The organism is Mesorhizobium sp. M0909 (assembly GCF_040319515.1).
In the GTDB taxonomy this organism is placed as follows: Bacteria; Pseudomonadota; Alphaproteobacteria; order Rhizobiales; family Rhizobiaceae; genus Mesorhizobium.
The window spans coordinates 1-15,340 of the sequence record NZ_JAMYOA010000006.1; the positions used below are offsets into that span (position 1 = coordinate 1).

The window sequence follows — 15,340 nt, forward strand, 5'->3', positions numbered from 1 at the left end:
GGCTCGGCATGTCGCTGTATGCAAAACGGCTCGAGAAGGGCCGGTTTCTATGGCCGTCGCCGGCGGACGGCACGGTTTCCATATCGCCTTCTCAGTTGGCGTACATGCTCGACGGGATCGATTGGCGCAACCCGCGCCACACGTTCCGCCCCCAGCGCGCAGGCTGAGTTTTTCTTTGAGTTTGCGCCATTTTCCGCGAGTCAGCGGGCGCGTTTTATGATTCACTCCGGGGCATGGTTGCCACTGCCCAGGATGCTGTTCCGGACGATATCGGCGCGCTGAGAGCGGCGTTGGCCAGAGCCGAAGACGAGGCCGCGCGCGCTGCGCTGGTGGAGGCCGAACTGGCGGTCGCCAGGGCCAAGGCATCGGATGATGCAGCGCTGATTGCGCATCAGCATCTGACGATCCGGAAGCTGCAGCGGGCGCTGCATGGTCAGAGTTCTGAACGCTCAGCCCGCCTGCACGACCAGATGGAGCTCACCTTCGAGGAACTCGAGAGCACCGCGACGGAAGACGAGATCGCCGCCGAACAGGCCGCGGCCCGGACCACCGAGGTGGCGCCTTATATGCGCAAACGACCGGCGCGCCAGCCATTTCCTGAGCATCTGCCGCGCGAACGCGTGGTCGAGCCGGCGCCGACCGCTTGCCACTGCTGCGGCGGTCATCGGCTGCGCAAGCTGGGTGAAGATATCACCGAGACGCTGGAGGTGGTGCCGCGGCAATGGAAGGTGATCCAGCACGTGCGGGAGAAGTTCACCTGCCGCGACTGCGAGACGATCAGCCAGGCTCCGGCGCCGTTCCACGCCACCCCGCGGGGCTGGGCCGGTCCCGGCCTGCTGGCGATGATCCTGTTCGAGAAGTTCGGCCAGCATCAGCCGCTCAACCGCCAGGCTGAACGCTATGCCCGCGAAGGCGTGCCGCTCAGCCTGTCGACGCTCGCCGACAAGGTCGGCGCCGGCGCCGTGGCGCTGATGCCGCTGTTCAAGCGGCTCGAAGCCCATATGCTGGCAGCTTTACGTCTGCACCGCGACGACACGACGGTGCCGGTCCTAGCCAAGGGCAAGACCGATACCGGCCGATTATGGACCTATGTGCGCGATGACCGACCATTCGGCGGTGTCGATCCGCCGGCCGTGGTGTTCTACTATTCCCGCGATCGCCGAGGCGAACATCCCGCGGCGCATCTCGCCGGCTGGAGCGGCATTCTGCAGGCCGACGCCTATGGCGGTTATGGCGATCTCTATGCGACGGGCCGTCAGCCGGCGCCTATTCTGGAAGCCAGCTGCTGGGCCCACAGCCGGCGCAAAGTGTTCGAGCTGGCTGACATCGAAGCGGCGGCGCGCAGGAAGGCGCGCGGCGAGAAGCCCAACCTGGTCTATCCGCTAGCGGTTGAAGCCGTGAAGCGCATCGATGCCCTGTTCGGTATCGAACGCGCGATCAACGGCCTGTCGCCAGGCCAATGCCACGCCATGCGCCAGGAGCGGAGCGCGCCGCTGGTCACCGAGCTCGAGCGCTGGATGATCGAGACGCGCGACAAGCTCTCGCGCGGACACGATCTGACCAAGGCCTTCAACTACATGCTGCGCCGCTGGCCATCCTTCACCCGGTTCCTCGACGATGGGCGCATCTGCCTATCCAACAATGCAGCCGAGCGAGCCCTGCGCGGCATCGCTCTCGGCAGAAAGTCCTGGCTGTTCTGCGGTTCCGATCGCGGCGGACAGCGCGCTGCCGTTCTCTACAGCATGATCGTCAGCGCCAAGATGAACGATATCGACCCGCAGGCCTGGCTCGCCGACGTCCTCGCCCGGATTAACGATTACCCGGAATTGAAGCTTGACGAACTGCTGCCCTGGAACTGGCGGCCGTTCGTAAATCAGACCAAGCTTGTAGCATGACCCCTACGGCGCCTTCCGATCACGTGGCACTGCGCAACACGTTTGTGCGCCCCTTTTACCTTAGTCTCCTGCATGCAAATTTCAGACGCCCCGATCGGGCTGATGGCAGCGGCATCAGACAAGCGATCGTAAATGCCGCGAACACCATTTCGGACGAACAAATCGAAAGACTTTTGATCGAGCGCGAGTGGCGGGGTCGCCTCTGTGCTGCTTGGTTTATAGGTCTCAGCAAACGTACTCGCTTCGTCAACTTGATCGGCAAGCTGCTCCTCGCAAGCGAGATGGTTTACTCCGGGCAAGGATATTGCGTAGCGTTGGGCTTAGTCGGAGGCGAGCATTGTGCCGGCCTTTTAAGATCATACCTCAATGCCTACCTACCTCTAAATGGTCGAGTTTATAACCAGAATTGGGCGATAGGAGCACTCGCTCACATCGAAGCTGTCCCCGCTCCAGAATTCCTCGATCAGGCTCTTTGGCGGCATGATGATTACTTCATGGATCCTCAAAATGGGATCGAAGAATTTAGCAGGATAATCTCTTACCTTTACCAGAACCACATGATCCATGACGCGAGCTGACGACGCCCGAGCCGCTATCTTCACTCGGTGCGCTTAATACCTGCGGTCTTCACCGGATGCGTACAGGCAAAACGCCAGAACCTGTTCCGTCCGACAGTGCCCGGATGGAACAAGTTCTGGACATTGATTTCAGTCGGAAGCGACAGGCAGTCCGCAAGGCCGATCATCGGTCACGATCGCGGCTGCGAAACCGTCCCAAGCCTGTGCAAAACTGCAGGTGGACGGTGCTATTTCTGGTCGTCGCTCTCATCCTCGTCGTCGCGGCCCGGGATGACGTAGACGCCCTTCAGCCAGCGATTGAGGTCGATGTCCTTGCAGCGCTTCGAGCAGAACGGATAGGTTTCGCGCGCCGATGGCTTGCCGCATTCCGGGCATGGCCGCTTGGGACGCAGCGGCGTGACCTTGTCGTCCGAGCTCATATCCGTGCACCCGACAGCCAGTTGGCGTGCACCTTGAAGCCTTCGCCGCTGAGCAGCGCCACCGTCTCGTAGAGCGGCAGGCCGACGACGTTGGTGTAGGAGCCGACAAGCTTGACGACGAAGGCACCGGCAAGCCCCTGGACGGCATAGCCGCCTGCCTTGCCGCGCCATTCTCCCGACGCGATGTAGGCCTCGATCTCCTCGCGCGGCAGCCGCTTGAAGCGCACCCTGGTTTCGACCAGCCGCAAGCGCTGCTTGCCGCCTGGCGTGATCAGGCAGATGCCGGAATAGACGCGGTGCGAACGGCCGGACAAAAGCCCGAGGCAGTTGGCCGCGTCATCGAGCGTCTCGGCCTTGGGCAGGATGCGCCGCCCGACGGCGACCACCGTGTCGGCGGCCAGCACGAATGTCGGCACGTAGTCGGTCTCGGTCTTCAGCGAGGCCAGCGCCTTCTCGGCCTTCTGCGTCGCCAACCGCTTGGCCAGCGAGCGCGGATGCTCGGCACGCAGCGGCGTCTCGTCGACATCAGCCGGCAACACACGGTCCGGCTCGATGCCGGCCTGCTGCAGCAGCTCTATCCGGCGTGGCGAACCCGAGGCAAGCACGAGCTTCTGCAAAATGCCCATCGCGATCCCGGCCGGGTCCTTGAACTTACTTGAAGCGGTAGGTGATGCGGCCCTTGGTCAGGTCGTAGGGCGTCATCTCGACCAGGACCTTGTCGCCGGTCAGAACGCGGATGCGGTTCTTGCGCATGCGGCCGGCCGTATGGGCGATGATTTCATGTTCGTTTTCGAGCTTGACCCTGAACATCGCGTTGGGCAGCAGTTCCGTCACGACACCCGGAAACTCGAGGACTTCTTCCTTCGGCATTCGATACCTTTGCTTGGATGGGTACTTCCAGCGCCCCGGCCGGAAAGTTGCGCGGAACCTATATGATAAACGTCCGCTTGTGAACATGCTTAATCCGCGGCGTTTTCAGCCCCGTTGCTGAGAAAACGGCGGCCGATCCGCGCCTTCAGCCGCTCGCGCACGTCGCGATAGGCAGCCATGATCTGCTCGCGCGTGCCGCTGACGCCGGTCGGGTCGGGCATCGGCCAATATTCGACCTCGACGGCCAGCGAACGGGTGAGCTCGAGCGCGGTGTGGTGGGCTTCCGGCGCCAGCGTCACGATCAGGTCGAAATAATCGTCCTCCAGGTCGTCCATCGTTCTCGGGTGCCGTTCGCCGAGCGACAGACCTTCTTCGGCCAGCACGGCATCGACGAACGGATCGCGTTCGCCGCCGCGCACCCCGGCCGAGGCAACGAAGGTGGTGGGCGGGAGCACCTTGCGTGCCAGCAATTCGGCCATCGGCGAGCGCACTGCGTTCATGCCGCAGACAAACAGGATCGAGCGGGGCAGGATCGGGCGGGGCAGCGGGGCGGCCAGTTCAGCCTCGCCAGTGCAGCACGCAAACCAGCGTGAACAGCCGGCGCGCCGTGTCGAAGTCAATCTCGATCTTGCCGGCAAGCCGGTCCATCAGCGTTTGCGAGCCTTCATTGTGCAGGCCGCGCCGGCCCATGTCGATCGCCTCGATATGGCTGGGCGTCGCGGTTCGGATGGCATCATAATAGCTTTCGCAGATCATGTAGTAATCCTTGACGATGCGCCTGAGCGGCGTCAGCGACAGAATGTGGGTGACCACGGCTGCGCCGTCCTCGCGCGTCACGGCGAAAACCAGCCGGGATTGGGCCAGCGACAGTTTTAGTCGGTACGGCCCGGCGCCATCGTCATTGACCGGTTGAAAACGGTTCTCCTCGATCAGGTCGAAGATCGCCACCGCCCGCTCATGCTCGACATCGGGCGTCGAGCGGCCGATCGTCTCGTCGAGCTCGACATCGATCAGCCTGGCGCGGGTTTGGTCGTAGTCGGACATGTCTACATGTTCAGCCGGATGCCGACGGAGCGTCCATGCGCATCGAGGCCTTCCGCCTTGGCGAGCGTAATCGCCGCCGGCGCCAGCGCCCGCAACTGCTCCGGCCCGAGCTTCAGGACCGAAGTGCGCTTGACGAAATCGAGCACCGAAAGTCCGGACGAGAAGCGCGCCGAGCGCGCTGTCGGCAGCACGTGGTTGGAGCCGGCGACATAGTCGCCGATGGCCTCCGGCGTGTGGCGGCCGAGAAACACCGCACCGGCATTGCGCATTCGCGCCAGGAACGCTTCGGGGTCGTCGATGGCAAGCTCGACATGTTCGGCGGCGATGCGGTCGACCAGCGGTAGTGCCGCCTCGATCGTCGGCACCAGGATCACCGCGCCGAAATCGCGCCAGCTCGCCGCCGCCGTTTCTCCGCGCGGCAGGTTCTGCAACTGCCGCTCCACCGCCTGTTCGACCGCCTCGCCAAAGGCAGAATCGTCGGTGATCAGGATCGACTGCGACGATACGTCGTGCTCGGCCTGGGCGAGCAGGTCGGCGGCGATCCAGTCCGGATCGTTGCTGCCGTCCGCCACAACCAGCACTTCCGAGGGCCCGGCGATCATGTCGATGCCGACCGTTCCGAACACCTGGCGCTTGGCCGCCGCGACATAGGCATTGCCGGGGCCGACGATCTTGGCAACGGGCTTTATCGTTTCGGTGCCATAGGCAAGGGCGGCGATCGCCTGGGCGCCACCGACGCGGTAGATTTCTGAGACGCCGGCAAGGTCCGCTGCCACCAGCACCAGCGGCGGCACGTCGCCGCCGGAGGCCGGCACCACCATGGCGATGCGCTCGACGCCGGCGACCTTGGCCGGCACCGCGTTCATCAGCACCGAGCTCGGATAGCTCGCCGTGCCGCCCGGCACATAGAGCCCCACGGCCTCGATCGCCGTCCAGCGCGAGCCGAGCTCGACGCCGGCGGCATCGGTGTAGCGGTCGTCCTGCGGCAGCTGGCGCTGGTGATAGGCGCGGATGCGCTCGCGGGCGAATTTCAGCGCCTCGACCGTTTGCGGATCGGCTGCATCGTAAGCCTTGGCAATGTCGTTCCTGGAGACGGCGATGCCGAGCTCGGCCAGGTCGCCGCCGCCGAATTTCTGCGTGTACTCGACCAGCGCGGCGTCGCCCTCGGCGCGCACCTTGGCGATGATCTCGCGCACCACGGCGTCGACATCGGCCGAGACTTCCCGCTTGGTCAGCAGGAACGCGGCAAAGCGCTGCTCGAAATCGGCGTCGGACTGGCGAAGCGTGATGGCCATCGGCTCAAACCCTGTGGGCCGGGCGCGACGTCGCTTCCCAGGCGCCGCCGACATCGGCAAGCCGCGCCTCGATGCATTCGACATCGAGCATGATCGCGCCGCCGCCCGAAAAGATCAGCTCGACGATGCCGGCCGGCTTGTCGAGCGCGAGAAAGCTGATCGCCAGCAGCGACAGCACTTCGTCGGGCTTGTCGCGGGCAATGCCGCTGGTCTTGGCGCCGAGCACCCGGTCGAAATGCAGCACAGCCTGCCGCCGCTCATTGTGCTGGCGAAAGAAGCCGGATTTGGCCTCCCAGACGAAGCGATTCATGGTCAGCACGAAGCGCTTTACCGAAGGCAGGTATTCGAGATCGCTGACCTTCATGACGGCGTCCTGGACATGCGCCGAGATGATGCTCAGATCCTGATCGTCGAGCGCGACAAGCTTGAGGGCCATGCGGATTTCACACCTGAAGGTTGGACTATTCAGCCTTCTGTTAGGCGGTCTTTCCGGTCCGTGCAACCGCGCCACAAGCCCTGCGGAAAGGCTCTAGCCCGAAATGCGCTCGATCTCCGCGCCGCAGCCGGACAGCTTTTCCTCCAGCCGCTCGAAGCCGCGGTCGAGATGGTAGACGCGGTTGACCGTGGTTTCGCCTTCGGCGGCGAGGCCGGCGATGACCAGCGACACCGAGGCGCGAAGATCGGTCGCCATGACCGGCGCGCCCTTCAGCTTCGCCACCCCGTCGACGATCGCGGTCTGGCCGGACAGCGTGATGTGGGCGCCGAGCCGGGCGAGTTCCTGGACGTGCATGAAGCGGTTTTCGAAGATCGTCTCGGTGATGCGCGACTTGCCCTTGGCCATCGTCATCAGGCCCATGAACTGCGCCTGCAGATCGGTCGGGAAAGCCGGGAAGGGCGCCGTCGTCACGTCAACCGGTGAAATGCCGGCGCCATTGCGCCTGACGCGGATCCCGGAATTGGTCTGCGTGATCTCGGTGCCGGTCTGCGAAATGATGTCCAGCACCGTCTGCAACAGGTCGGGCCGCGCGCCTTCGAGCACGACGTCGCCGCCGGTCATCGCCACCGCCATCGCATAGGTGCCGGTCTCGATACGGTCGGGGATCACCCTGACGCGGGCGCCCGACAGCGCCTCGACGCCGTCGATGGTGATGGTCGCCGTGCCGGCGCCGGAGATCTTCGCGCCCATGGCGTTGAGGCATTCGGCGAGGTTGACGATCTCCGGCTCGCGGGCGGCATTTTCGAGCACCGTCTCGCCCTTGGCCAGCGAGGCCGCCATCATCAGCACATGGGTGGCGCCGACCGAGACTTTCGGGAACACATAACGGTTGCCGACAAGCCGGCCGTTCCTGGTTTTGGCGATGACGTAGCCGGTGTCGACGTCGATATCGGCGCCCAGCGCCTGCAGGCCTTCGAGGAAGAGGTCGACTGGGCGCGTGCCGATGGCGCAGCCGCCGGGCAGCGACACCTTGGCTTCGCCCATGCGGGCCAGCAGCGGCCCGATCACCCAGAACGAGGCCCGCATCTTCGACACCAGCTCGTAAGGCGCCGTCGTGTCGACAATGTTGCGGGCGGAGAAAGTGATGGTGCGCGAATAGCCTTCCTGCTGCTTTTCGCGGCGGCCATTGACCGAGTAGTCGACGCCGTGATTGCCGAGGATGCGGATGAGCTGTTCGACATCGGCCAGATGCGGCACGTTTTCCAGCGTCAGCGTGTCGTCGGTCAAAAGCGAAGCGATCATCAGCGGCAGCGCGGCGTTTTTCGCGCCCGAGATCGGGATGCTTCCGGCAAGCTTGTTGCCGCCGACAATTCTGATGCGATCCATGAAGAGCGTCCCCTCGGCTAAAAGGCCGGTTTAAATCGGTTGAGTCTGTTGCCGCCATCTAGACCATTGGCCGGCTTGGTTCAAGAAACAGGCTATTCCCCACTTTGGCCCACGCTGATTTGGCCAAAGTACCGGCGACCAACATAGCCGATTCGCGTTAATCTTTTTTCATCGCCGCCTGCAGCCCGTCCGGCCGCTGGTCGGCGTCGCCGGTCCTTCGTGAGCGCAATTGCGCCTTGCGCTTCTGCAGATTGGCGCGCAACTGCTCGGCCAGCCGGTCCTTGCGGCCAGTTCCTGCCTTTTTCGCGGAACCATCCTTCTTCGGTGGCTTGTTCGGAGAAACTGCCTTGTCGTTCATCGTTCCGTCCCCGGCCCGGCGACCCGCCGGTACGGATCAAGGGATAGCCAACATTGTGGCACGGCCATGTCCGCAACGATCGCCTGGTGCGGCCTTTCAACCCGGCCCCCGTTTGTGCCCCTTGTCTTGGCCTTGCGCTTGCCGGTTCGATATGGCAGAAGCCCCGCCATCGGCGGCTGCGGTAGCTCAGTGGTAGAGCACTCCCTTGGTAAGGGAGAGGTCGAGAGTTCAATCCTCTCTCGCAGCACCAGATCACCTACCCAGCACACGTCAGGCCAACGGCGAAGGTGGGTCTTTGTCAGCAGGGAGGCGCCGTTCCTGGGCGACACGCGGCTGACCCGACCGACTTTGTTGCCACCGACAGAGCCCCGGAACATAATACCCGCAGCGCACCCTATGGAGTTACGCCCAGGGCGCGCAGTGCCTTGCTTGCCGCGACATATTCGATGAAATCGCGGGGGCAGTCGCGGACGGCTAGCCGGTAAAGTCGCAAGGCCTTGTCGGGATGGCCCTTGAGTTGGTGGAACTCCGCGGCATAAAAATCGGCCTCACACACATTTCCCCGGTTCCTGCTCGGGACCGGGTCGTCTGCTTCGGCGAGTGCCGATTCGGGCGTCTGCTCGCCAAGGAACATGCGAACGAGCGGGGCAGGCCATTTGGTCATGTCCAACTTACTGGTAGCCTTACGCAAATTGCTAACGCCCCTATTGCGCTGCTCCGCCAGATCCGCCCAAATCGCATAATAGGCATTGTCGGGTGCTAGTGCTGCCGCCGTGGCAAGATCGGCTTGCGCTTTCGCCGGATCTCGGCCGTAGAAATAGTAAATTCCCCTGCTTCCATACGGGTTGACATAAGTCGGATCGAGCCTGATCGCATGGCTATAGTCGGCGACCGCCCGCTCTGCATCACCCTTTGCACCCCAGGAAATGGCCCTGTTGTTATAAGGGAACGGGTGTTGGGGATTGAGGCGGATCGCCTCATCGAAGTCGGTGATGGCGCGGTCGAATTCGCCAATCCTGTTGAAGACGAAGCCGCGGTTGTTGTAGGCCTGCAAATATGCTGGATCGAGTTCGATGGCTTGGGTGTAGTCGATGATGGCGCGAGCGTCGTCGCCGTTGCGAGCCCAGCCTAAGCCTCTGTTATAGAACGCCCTAGCTTTTTTGGGATCGACCTCGGCCGCCCGGTCGAAATCGCGGATGGCGCGGTCGTTCTCGCCCTTGTCGAGCCATAGCAGCCCACGCTCGTTGTAAGCATCGGTATCTTTCGGATCGAGGGCGATCGCGTTGCCGTAGTCCGCTATGGCTCGGTCATTGACACCGCTATCAGCCCAGGCGATTGCCCGGCTGTGGTAAGCTTTGGCGCGACTTTCCGGGCTTCGCGCGCCGTCGTCGATGATCCGCGTGCAGGCGGCGATCCGCTGTGAGCCTGCAGCGGCGCCGGCGCAATCTTCGCTATCCTCAGCCAAGGTCGGAGCGCCGAGCGCAAGCAGCACAGCAAGACCGGCCAGCACCCGCTGTGCCGCCTGAACTGAACGTTCGATTGGCCGACTTTCAAGCATCATATCAGCAGGTTTCCGATCACAATTGCGGGTTATTGGTCTCCCAAACAAATTCTGGTTCTGCGCAAGGCATCGCCGAAGAAAATGGTGGGTAAATATTGAATTGAGCTGATCGCGAGGTGTGGGCTTGCTCGCGCTCGAGTCCGCGCTCCAAAGGAGGCTAGGTCGTAAACTCATAAATGCGGAATGACCAAGATCGGTGAAATGGGAAGCTGTCCTTAAAGGTTGCGGAGGTTCAGCCGGGGATAGGGGTGCGGAAGCCGTGAGTGTCGCAAAGCTTTTTGGCCCTGCCATCGACTTTGGAGTCACTATCAATTTCTTCGACTTCGACAGCCCCATCCGTCTTATGCGCAAAGAAGAGAATGGAGGTCGACATGCTGCCACCATCCGTAAGCCCACAAAGGTAGACAACCCCACTTTCTCCCATGCGAGCCATCGCGATCCACACTGTTGGTTCCGTCGAGATGGCAAGGTGCTTCCGGATTGCAAGCTTCAAGGGAGCTACATCGCTAAGCGTGGTGTCGTGGGGAAAGGTTTTCTCGGTGGCGTCTTGAGCTAATGCCGAACTAGTCCACGCTCCGACGACAATCCATGCAAGAAGAATCAAACCTCGCGTCATCCGAACTCCACCGATGCAAGTTGCCTTTTGTGATTAGGATCTTTGCGAAGGGAAGGTATACAAGTCGGAAAGCGTCCGCAATGCGTCGGTGTGACCACATGGCACGCGATGCTCCCAGTGAAACTCTGGCAAGAAATAGATCGCTTAGGGCACTTAGCTAGGCCTCGATACCCTGCTTACTGTCGTCTACGTGCCGAGTCAGTCCTGGTGGGGTATCAAAATGAAAGACCGTAACTCGGCGATCCTGCATCGGCTCAGTTCCATCGCAAAGAAACAGGCACTGAGCACCACGACACGGCGCCGGACCACAGGTGGACTGCTCATCGGGTTCGTGGCTGTGTTTTTCATCCCGGCCATGGGTTTGGCAGTAGCTGGCACTGCGGTCGCAATTTGGGGCTGGGTGGCTGGAGGCGTCGTGGCTATTGGAGGCTTGATCGGGAACGCCTTGGGAGCGAATAAACAGAATCGAACGCCTCATAAGGAAAAGGCCAAATAGGTCTATGGTGCAACGCCCGGCAAGGTGCTTGGCCGGTCACTTTACGGTCCGTGACAATGTTACAAACTGGGCGCTTAAGCATTTTGATCTAATTGAAGTAAGCCAGAGTTCAATCCTCTCTCGCAGCACCATCGAATTCAGCATGCACCTGTCAGCGTCAACTGGTCGCTAGTATCCTGGGCAGACTCCCGCATCATTCGAACCACACTGAAGCGATCGATGACAATCGCACCCTGGTGCGCTTCTCGTGTTTGGGCCGTACTTCACCAGACGACCGTGAATGCCGACGAGGAGTTGTCTTTGCCATTGGCTTAGGTGGCCGCGACCCAGCGCAATCTCGATGCGGGGTCTGAGGCCAGGGACCATGGCGAGGGCTGAGGCGACCAAGGCCAAGGCCGTTGTGGAGGTCAAGCAGCTCACGGCCGTCATTGGGCCGCTGAAGGGGCCGGTCGGAACCCCAGTCAGATCGCGCGGCAACGCTCGCTGGCATGGAGTGGCGACGCCCCCGAGCGGGAAGTGGACGGCTATGGGTCAGGCGAACCCAATCCGATGGCGTTGGGGCCAAGACCCAACACCCTGAAGGACCCGAGTTCGACCCCAGGGCAGACATTCTCAGCTTGTTGACCGATTGTCTGCAACAGAGCGGAAGTACCACCCTGGGAAATGTCGCCTCAGTCGAGGCTGGCCGGCGACGAGAACGGCTGATTGGCGTCGACCACGAAGATCGCCAGCTCATCGAGATCGGTTGTGCCGGCGCTGAACACCTCCATCGGCGTGTTGGCCCCGTGTCCGATCATGGCCGTACCAGCTTCAGCATAGGTCACTCCGTGGGGCGTTCTCTGGCCGAGCTTGCCGGTCAGCACATAGAAGGCCTCCGGTCCCGGATGCGTATGGATCTTCGTCTTGACGCCGGGCGCTCCACCGGCGCGGTTCACGCGCAGCAAATACTCGCTTGCGCTGATCGGAGGGACCGGTCCGATCTCGACGACCTTGGTTCCGCCGGTCGTAGAGCCATCCTTCGGTCCAAGCGTGAACAGCCAGACCTTGCCTGCGACCTCCGCCGCAAGCGAGATCGGGCCCGCAGCGCTTTGGGCCTGCGCCAGCGTTGGGAAATTTTCCAGCCGCCAGTACAACGGTCCGGAGGGCAGTTCCTTCACCCTTTTCTCAACCACCGGCTCGACGGCGAATTTGCTGTCTGCGGGCATTGCGGCTGACGTTATCAGCCCGAAAGCACACACCGAGAATATAAGCAGGCCAATACGGCGGGCGCTGAGGGAATGCGGCTTCATGGTTGGTCCTCCCTTTCATGGTCGCCCCCTCGACCCAATATTAGCTATAGCATATGTACCGCCTTACAGCACTGACCAAGTTTCGGGTCACCCTAGAGCGCCTGCCGCCAAAGAAGACTGTTCATGATGCCAAACCGTCTAGGGAGAGTTTTCAAATAGTTTTCAAATATTGGAACTCGGTCGTCGCGGTGGCACTGGCTGCGATGGCGATTGTCAGGGGCGGAAGGCGTGGCTCCTCAGCGTCGTCAAATGGATAGCCGACGGCCCCGTTTAGGGTTCGAAGCAGTCTTTGCCCCCAGGCTACTGCGTCTGACGTGAGCCCAACGGTCCAGCCGTCCAAAATCGGCCCGCGCATGGCGGCCAGCGCCGTTCGGGCGGACGTCCGAAAATGCCTGAATGCCAAGCATCTCGCCATGATAGAAAATGCCAAGGTCGACCCACAGCTCGCGCTCGCACGCGCCATGATGCGCAGTGGGGAAGCGTTCTGATCTGCCCCCGCCGCAGGCGGCTTAACAAAGCTTGTAGCCGGGAACAATCGCTCAATGACTCGCGTTTCTTGCGAAGACCCGCTTCTTTTGCACGGGCAGCGGCCTCGAAGGCTCGCAAATGTCGCGCCGGCGTTTCAATCGCACCCGCCTCAGCCCTCACGATTTGGCTATTTGTGAACGCGTGTTCGATCAGGTTTGCGCAGATGAGCACATTGACCCTCTAAGCCTGGCTGCTGAAGCCTTGGCGGTGATGATTGTCGCAATCTTCCGAAACGTGACTACCAATGAGCGCGAACTGCTGGAGGAAGTTAGGTCTCTTCGTGGCTCAAAAGGCACAGAGAAGGCGCACTAGCTTCGCAACGTTCTGGGGCGAATTGGCCTAGTCCCGCTTTGGCACAGCCATTTGGTATCTGAATTGCTCATTGAGAATCGCCAGAGTGTAGCCACCGAGCTTGCGAAGGGGATGGAAATGGGCTTAGCCGAAGACTTATCAGATGTCGCGCTCACATTCGAATGTCCGGATTGCTTGCATCCGGCGGTAAGAAAGGGCTCTGCACTAAGAACAATCGCGCACTTCAAATGCGACGGGTGCAACGCAAAGGTGCGGATCACCTACCCGCAGAAGCTAGCGATCTTCGAAAAGCACAGGCTATTGGCCGCAGGCGACCGCCGCCAGCAAGGCCAGGAACACTACGGTGCCCGCAACAACATCGATCGGGCCGCCGATGCGGCCGAAGTGGCTTCGCGACCGCTGCCGCGCGCGGCGACGCGTGCTTAAGCCTTCCTCATCCGCGCGACCTTCACGCATGTTGACCACGGCAATGCCGTCCATCGGAATAATTCGGGCGAAGGGCGCGTTAGTTCATTAGACGATGCTAAAAATACGGCAACGTGTCCGAATGTCACTTCATGAAGCCCGCCAGACAGGCTGCGGCTTGCTCTGGCCTAACCTCGAAGGGAACCAGGGATGAAAATTTCGACCTCTTTGACAAGACGAAGTGTTGTCGCCGGGCTGGCGCTGGCCGCCGCATCGACGTCGGTATTGCCTGCCGACAACGCACTCGCCCAGGCTAAGAAAGCCACATCGGGGAAGACTCTATATGAGCGCCTGGGTGGTGTGTTCGCCATCGCAGCGGTGATCGATCATTTCAGCGACGCCGTCGTGATGAACCCGATTGTCGGCAAGAAGTCCAAGAACCCACAATTGCGCAAATGGCACACCAAGAACCTTGAAAGGTTGCCCGGCCTCAAGTTCATGCGGACGCTGTGGGTCTGCGACGTTTCTGGCGGGCCCTTCAAGTTCGTCGCCACCAAGCCCGGCACGACGCCGCTCGGCCTCGAGGAGGCGCATCGCGACCTGCGGATTTCCCCCGCGGAATTCGATGAGGTCGCAGCGGAACTCGGGCGGACCTTGGATCATTTCAAAATTCCGAAGCCTGAGAAAACCGAAGTCCTGGAAGCTTTCGCCGCTCACAAGGACGAGGTCACCGCCGGCTACGTCAAGCCGGGCTGAAGCGCTTATATCGCGCGGGCATTCGTTCTGAGCATGGGGCGCGGCGCCGTGGCTATGCGGCGCGGCCGCAGCTCAGCGAGCAATTTTCCCATGGTTCCTACTCCGAACCCACCCGAGCTGTCTCCACTCTGAGCCACCCTTCCGGCAACGGGCGCAGGAGTTCAGCCTCGGACCTCGTCAAGTGGATCCAGGCCGCCCAGTCCGATGGCCGCAGCACAACCACTTGCCGGTTGTGATATGGCGCCACGTCCGGCCCCGGCTCGCTCGTCAGCATCGTGAACGTCGGCGGCTTGTTGCCGATAGCCTCGCGCCACAACCCGGCAATCGCCATGAACGAATGGCCATTCAGCGTGAACCTGTGCTTGGTTTTTGGATATTTCGTTCCAGTGAATTCGAAGAATGCCGACGCCGGAACGAGACAGCGCTTGCTGTTGCCGAACTGTCGGCCCTCCGAGCGAAAGTTGAATACAGGTCCGCCTTTTGGCCCGGCCGGGGGAAAGCCGAACGTCATCGACGCCAGTTCGATTGCGTCGCCGGCGGCGCGCATTACAGGCCCGGGGTCGTTGATGTGGATGTCATCCGCCTGCGGCAGATCCAGTTCGGTTTGATGGCTGGGGATTTTTAGCGCCAGCGATTCCATCATCCGGCAGTATTCGGCCCAGGCGATGTGCTGCTCGTAGTCATTGCACATGGAAAGGCTCCGTACGCTCGACCGAGATCAGGTCAATCCATAGCGTTTGGTTGGCGCTGATTGCCGGCGGATTTGATATAAGCCTATTTGGGCCGGCGTGCGGCAGCGATGGTCTGCAACAGATTGATGCTGTTCACGTCAGGTTGACTGGATGCGGCGACGGCAAGTGCGGCGGCCTCGGCTATTTTCGCGACGTCGTCGCTGCTGATCAATCCGCGCTTTTCCAGCAGATTTACAAGTTCGACAACGAGAAGAAAGGCGTTCACACCATATCGTTCGGCTCTGAGCTCGAACTCGCCTCGGGCCAACTTCTCCCTGTCTCCTTCAGCCCGTTTGTCCACGTCGGCGTCCTCTCCTATGGCTACAAGCTATTAACGCTTAGCACGAATGGTTTAATCCTTCGAA

The 15,340-nt window shown here is 61.6% G+C and carries 20 protein-coding genes and 1 tRNA gene; 6 read left to right on the forward strand and 15 right to left on the reverse strand.

What is annotated here, in order from left to right:
• Window positions 1-8 precede the first annotated feature (8 nt).
• The 3 genes from tnpB to NKH83_RS10760 all read left to right on the forward strand — a co-directional run bounded on the left by tnpB (window position 9) and on the right by NKH83_RS10760 (window position 2,473).
• A complete protein-coding gene (gene tnpB, locus NKH83_RS10750; protein ID WP_352804728.1) occupies window positions 9-167 on the forward strand; it encodes an IS66 family insertion sequence element accessory protein TnpB in 159 nt (52 codons plus the stop codon).
• A 66-nt stretch (window positions 168-233) separates the two neighbouring features.
• Window positions 234-1,895, forward strand: a complete 1,662-nt coding sequence (gene tnpC, locus NKH83_RS10755) for an IS66 family transposase (protein ID WP_352803966.1) — start codon at window positions 234-236, stop codon at window positions 1,893-1,895.
• Window positions 1,896-1,918: 23 nt separating this feature from the next.
• The gene (locus NKH83_RS10760; protein WP_352803969.1) at window positions 1,919-2,473 is read left to right on the forward strand and encodes a DUF6000 family protein; all 555 of its coding nucleotides are present in this window, start codon (window positions 1,919-1,921) and stop codon (window positions 2,471-2,473) included.
• Window positions 2,474-2,700: 227 nt separating this feature from the next.
• Here the strand turns inward: NKH83_RS10760 and yacG are convergent, their stop codons facing one another.
• From yacG to NKH83_RS10805, 9 genes are all read right to left on the reverse strand, one after another.
• A complete protein-coding gene (gene yacG / locus NKH83_RS10765) occupies window positions 2,701-2,892 on the reverse strand; it encodes a DNA gyrase inhibitor YacG (RefSeq protein ID WP_352803972.1) in 192 nt (63 codons plus the stop codon).
• Window positions 2,889-3,518 carry a Maf-like protein gene (locus NKH83_RS10770; protein WP_352803975.1) on the reverse strand — a complete coding sequence of 210 codons (630 nt, stop codon included), beginning with the start codon at window positions 3,516-3,518 and terminating at the stop codon, window positions 2,889-2,891. Before NKH83_RS10770 ends, yacG begins: the two co-directional genes overlap by 4 nt.
• 25 nt (window positions 3,519-3,543) lie before the next feature.
• On the reverse strand, window positions 3,544-3,762 hold the full coding sequence (gene infA, locus NKH83_RS10775) for a translation initiation factor IF-1 (RefSeq protein ID WP_006200926.1): 219 nt from the start codon (window positions 3,760-3,762) through the stop codon (window positions 3,544-3,546).
• 89 nt (window positions 3,763-3,851) lie between these two features.
• Complete coding sequence (locus tag NKH83_RS10780; protein ID WP_352804732.1) at window positions 3,852-4,319, reverse strand: arsenate-mycothiol transferase ArsC; 468 nt, start codon at window positions 4,317-4,319, stop codon at window positions 3,852-3,854.
• Between the two features lies 1 nt (window position 4,320).
• Window positions 4,321-4,806: a UPF0262 family protein gene (locus NKH83_RS10785; RefSeq protein ID WP_352475885.1), complete on the reverse strand. Its 486-nt coding sequence runs from the start codon at window positions 4,804-4,806 to the stop codon at window positions 4,321-4,323.
• A gap of 2 nt (window positions 4,807-4,808) precedes the next feature.
• Window positions 4,809-6,101: a histidinol dehydrogenase gene (gene hisD, locus NKH83_RS10790; RefSeq protein WP_352803978.1), complete on the reverse strand. Its 1,293-nt coding sequence runs from the start codon at window positions 6,099-6,101 to the stop codon at window positions 4,809-4,811.
• A 4-nt stretch (window positions 6,102-6,105) separates the two neighbouring features.
• Window positions 6,106-6,537, reverse strand: a complete 432-nt coding sequence (locus NKH83_RS10795) for a DUF2948 family protein (RefSeq protein ID WP_254820565.1) — start codon at window positions 6,535-6,537, stop codon at window positions 6,106-6,108.
• A gap of 93 nt (window positions 6,538-6,630) precedes the next feature.
• The gene (gene murA / locus NKH83_RS10800; protein WP_352803981.1) at window positions 6,631-7,923 is read right to left on the reverse strand and encodes a UDP-N-acetylglucosamine 1-carboxyvinyltransferase; all 1,293 of its coding nucleotides are present in this window, start codon (window positions 7,921-7,923) and stop codon (window positions 6,631-6,633) included.
• 157 nt (window positions 7,924-8,080) lie between these two features.
• Window positions 8,081-8,281: a hypothetical protein gene (locus NKH83_RS10805; RefSeq protein ID WP_352475882.1), complete on the reverse strand. Its 201-nt coding sequence runs from the start codon at window positions 8,279-8,281 to the stop codon at window positions 8,081-8,083.
• A 175-nt stretch (window positions 8,282-8,456) separates the two neighbouring features.
• Between NKH83_RS10805 and NKH83_RS10810 the strand changes: the two genes are divergently transcribed.
• Window positions 8,457-8,531 (forward strand) — tRNA-Thr (locus NKH83_RS10810).
• Between the two features lie 144 nt (window positions 8,532-8,675).
• Here the strand turns inward: NKH83_RS10810 and NKH83_RS10815 are convergent.
• Both NKH83_RS10815 and NKH83_RS10820 read right to left on the reverse strand, forming a co-directional pair.
• Window positions 8,676-9,791: a tetratricopeptide repeat protein gene (locus tag NKH83_RS10815; protein ID WP_352803985.1), complete on the reverse strand. Its 1,116-nt coding sequence runs from the start codon at window positions 9,789-9,791 to the stop codon at window positions 8,676-8,678.
• Between the two features lie 283 nt (window positions 9,792-10,074).
• Window positions 10,075-10,458, reverse strand: a complete 384-nt coding sequence (locus NKH83_RS10820; RefSeq protein ID WP_352644254.1) for a hypothetical protein — start codon at window positions 10,456-10,458, stop codon at window positions 10,075-10,077.
• A gap of 220 nt (window positions 10,459-10,678) precedes the next feature.
• On the opposite strand from NKH83_RS10820, the gene NKH83_RS10825 reads away from it, so the two are divergent.
• Window positions 10,679-10,954, forward strand: a complete 276-nt coding sequence (locus NKH83_RS10825) for a hypothetical protein (RefSeq protein WP_352644252.1) — start codon at window positions 10,679-10,681, stop codon at window positions 10,952-10,954.
• A gap of 671 nt (window positions 10,955-11,625) precedes the next feature.
• Here the strand turns inward: NKH83_RS10825 and NKH83_RS10830 are convergent.
• On the reverse strand, window positions 11,626-12,243 hold the full coding sequence (locus tag NKH83_RS10830; RefSeq protein ID WP_352803989.1) for a cupin domain-containing protein: 618 nt from the start codon (window positions 12,241-12,243) through the stop codon (window positions 11,626-11,628).
• A 1,137-nt stretch (window positions 12,244-13,380) separates the two neighbouring features.
• Window positions 13,381-13,563, reverse strand: a complete 183-nt coding sequence (locus NKH83_RS10835; RefSeq protein WP_352475879.1) for a hypothetical protein — start codon at window positions 13,561-13,563, stop codon at window positions 13,381-13,383.
• A 135-nt stretch (window positions 13,564-13,698) separates the two neighbouring features.
• On the opposite strand from NKH83_RS10835, the gene NKH83_RS10840 reads away from it, so the two are divergent.
• Complete coding sequence (locus tag NKH83_RS10840) at window positions 13,699-14,244, forward strand: group I truncated hemoglobin (protein WP_352475878.1); 546 nt, start codon at window positions 13,699-13,701, stop codon at window positions 14,242-14,244.
• A 97-nt stretch (window positions 14,245-14,341) separates the two neighbouring features.
• Here the strand turns inward: NKH83_RS10840 and NKH83_RS10845 are convergent, their stop codons facing one another.
• Both NKH83_RS10845 and NKH83_RS10850 read right to left on the reverse strand, forming a co-directional pair.
• The gene (locus NKH83_RS10845; RefSeq protein ID WP_352803994.1) at window positions 14,342-14,935 is read right to left on the reverse strand and encodes an SOS response-associated peptidase; all 594 of its coding nucleotides are present in this window, start codon (window positions 14,933-14,935) and stop codon (window positions 14,342-14,344) included.
• Window positions 14,936-15,018: 83 nt separating this feature from the next.
• Entirely contained in the window at window positions 15,019-15,276 is a 258-nt protein-coding gene (locus NKH83_RS10850) for a hypothetical protein (RefSeq protein WP_352803997.1), read from the reverse strand.
• Window positions 15,277-15,340 lie beyond the last annotated feature (64 nt).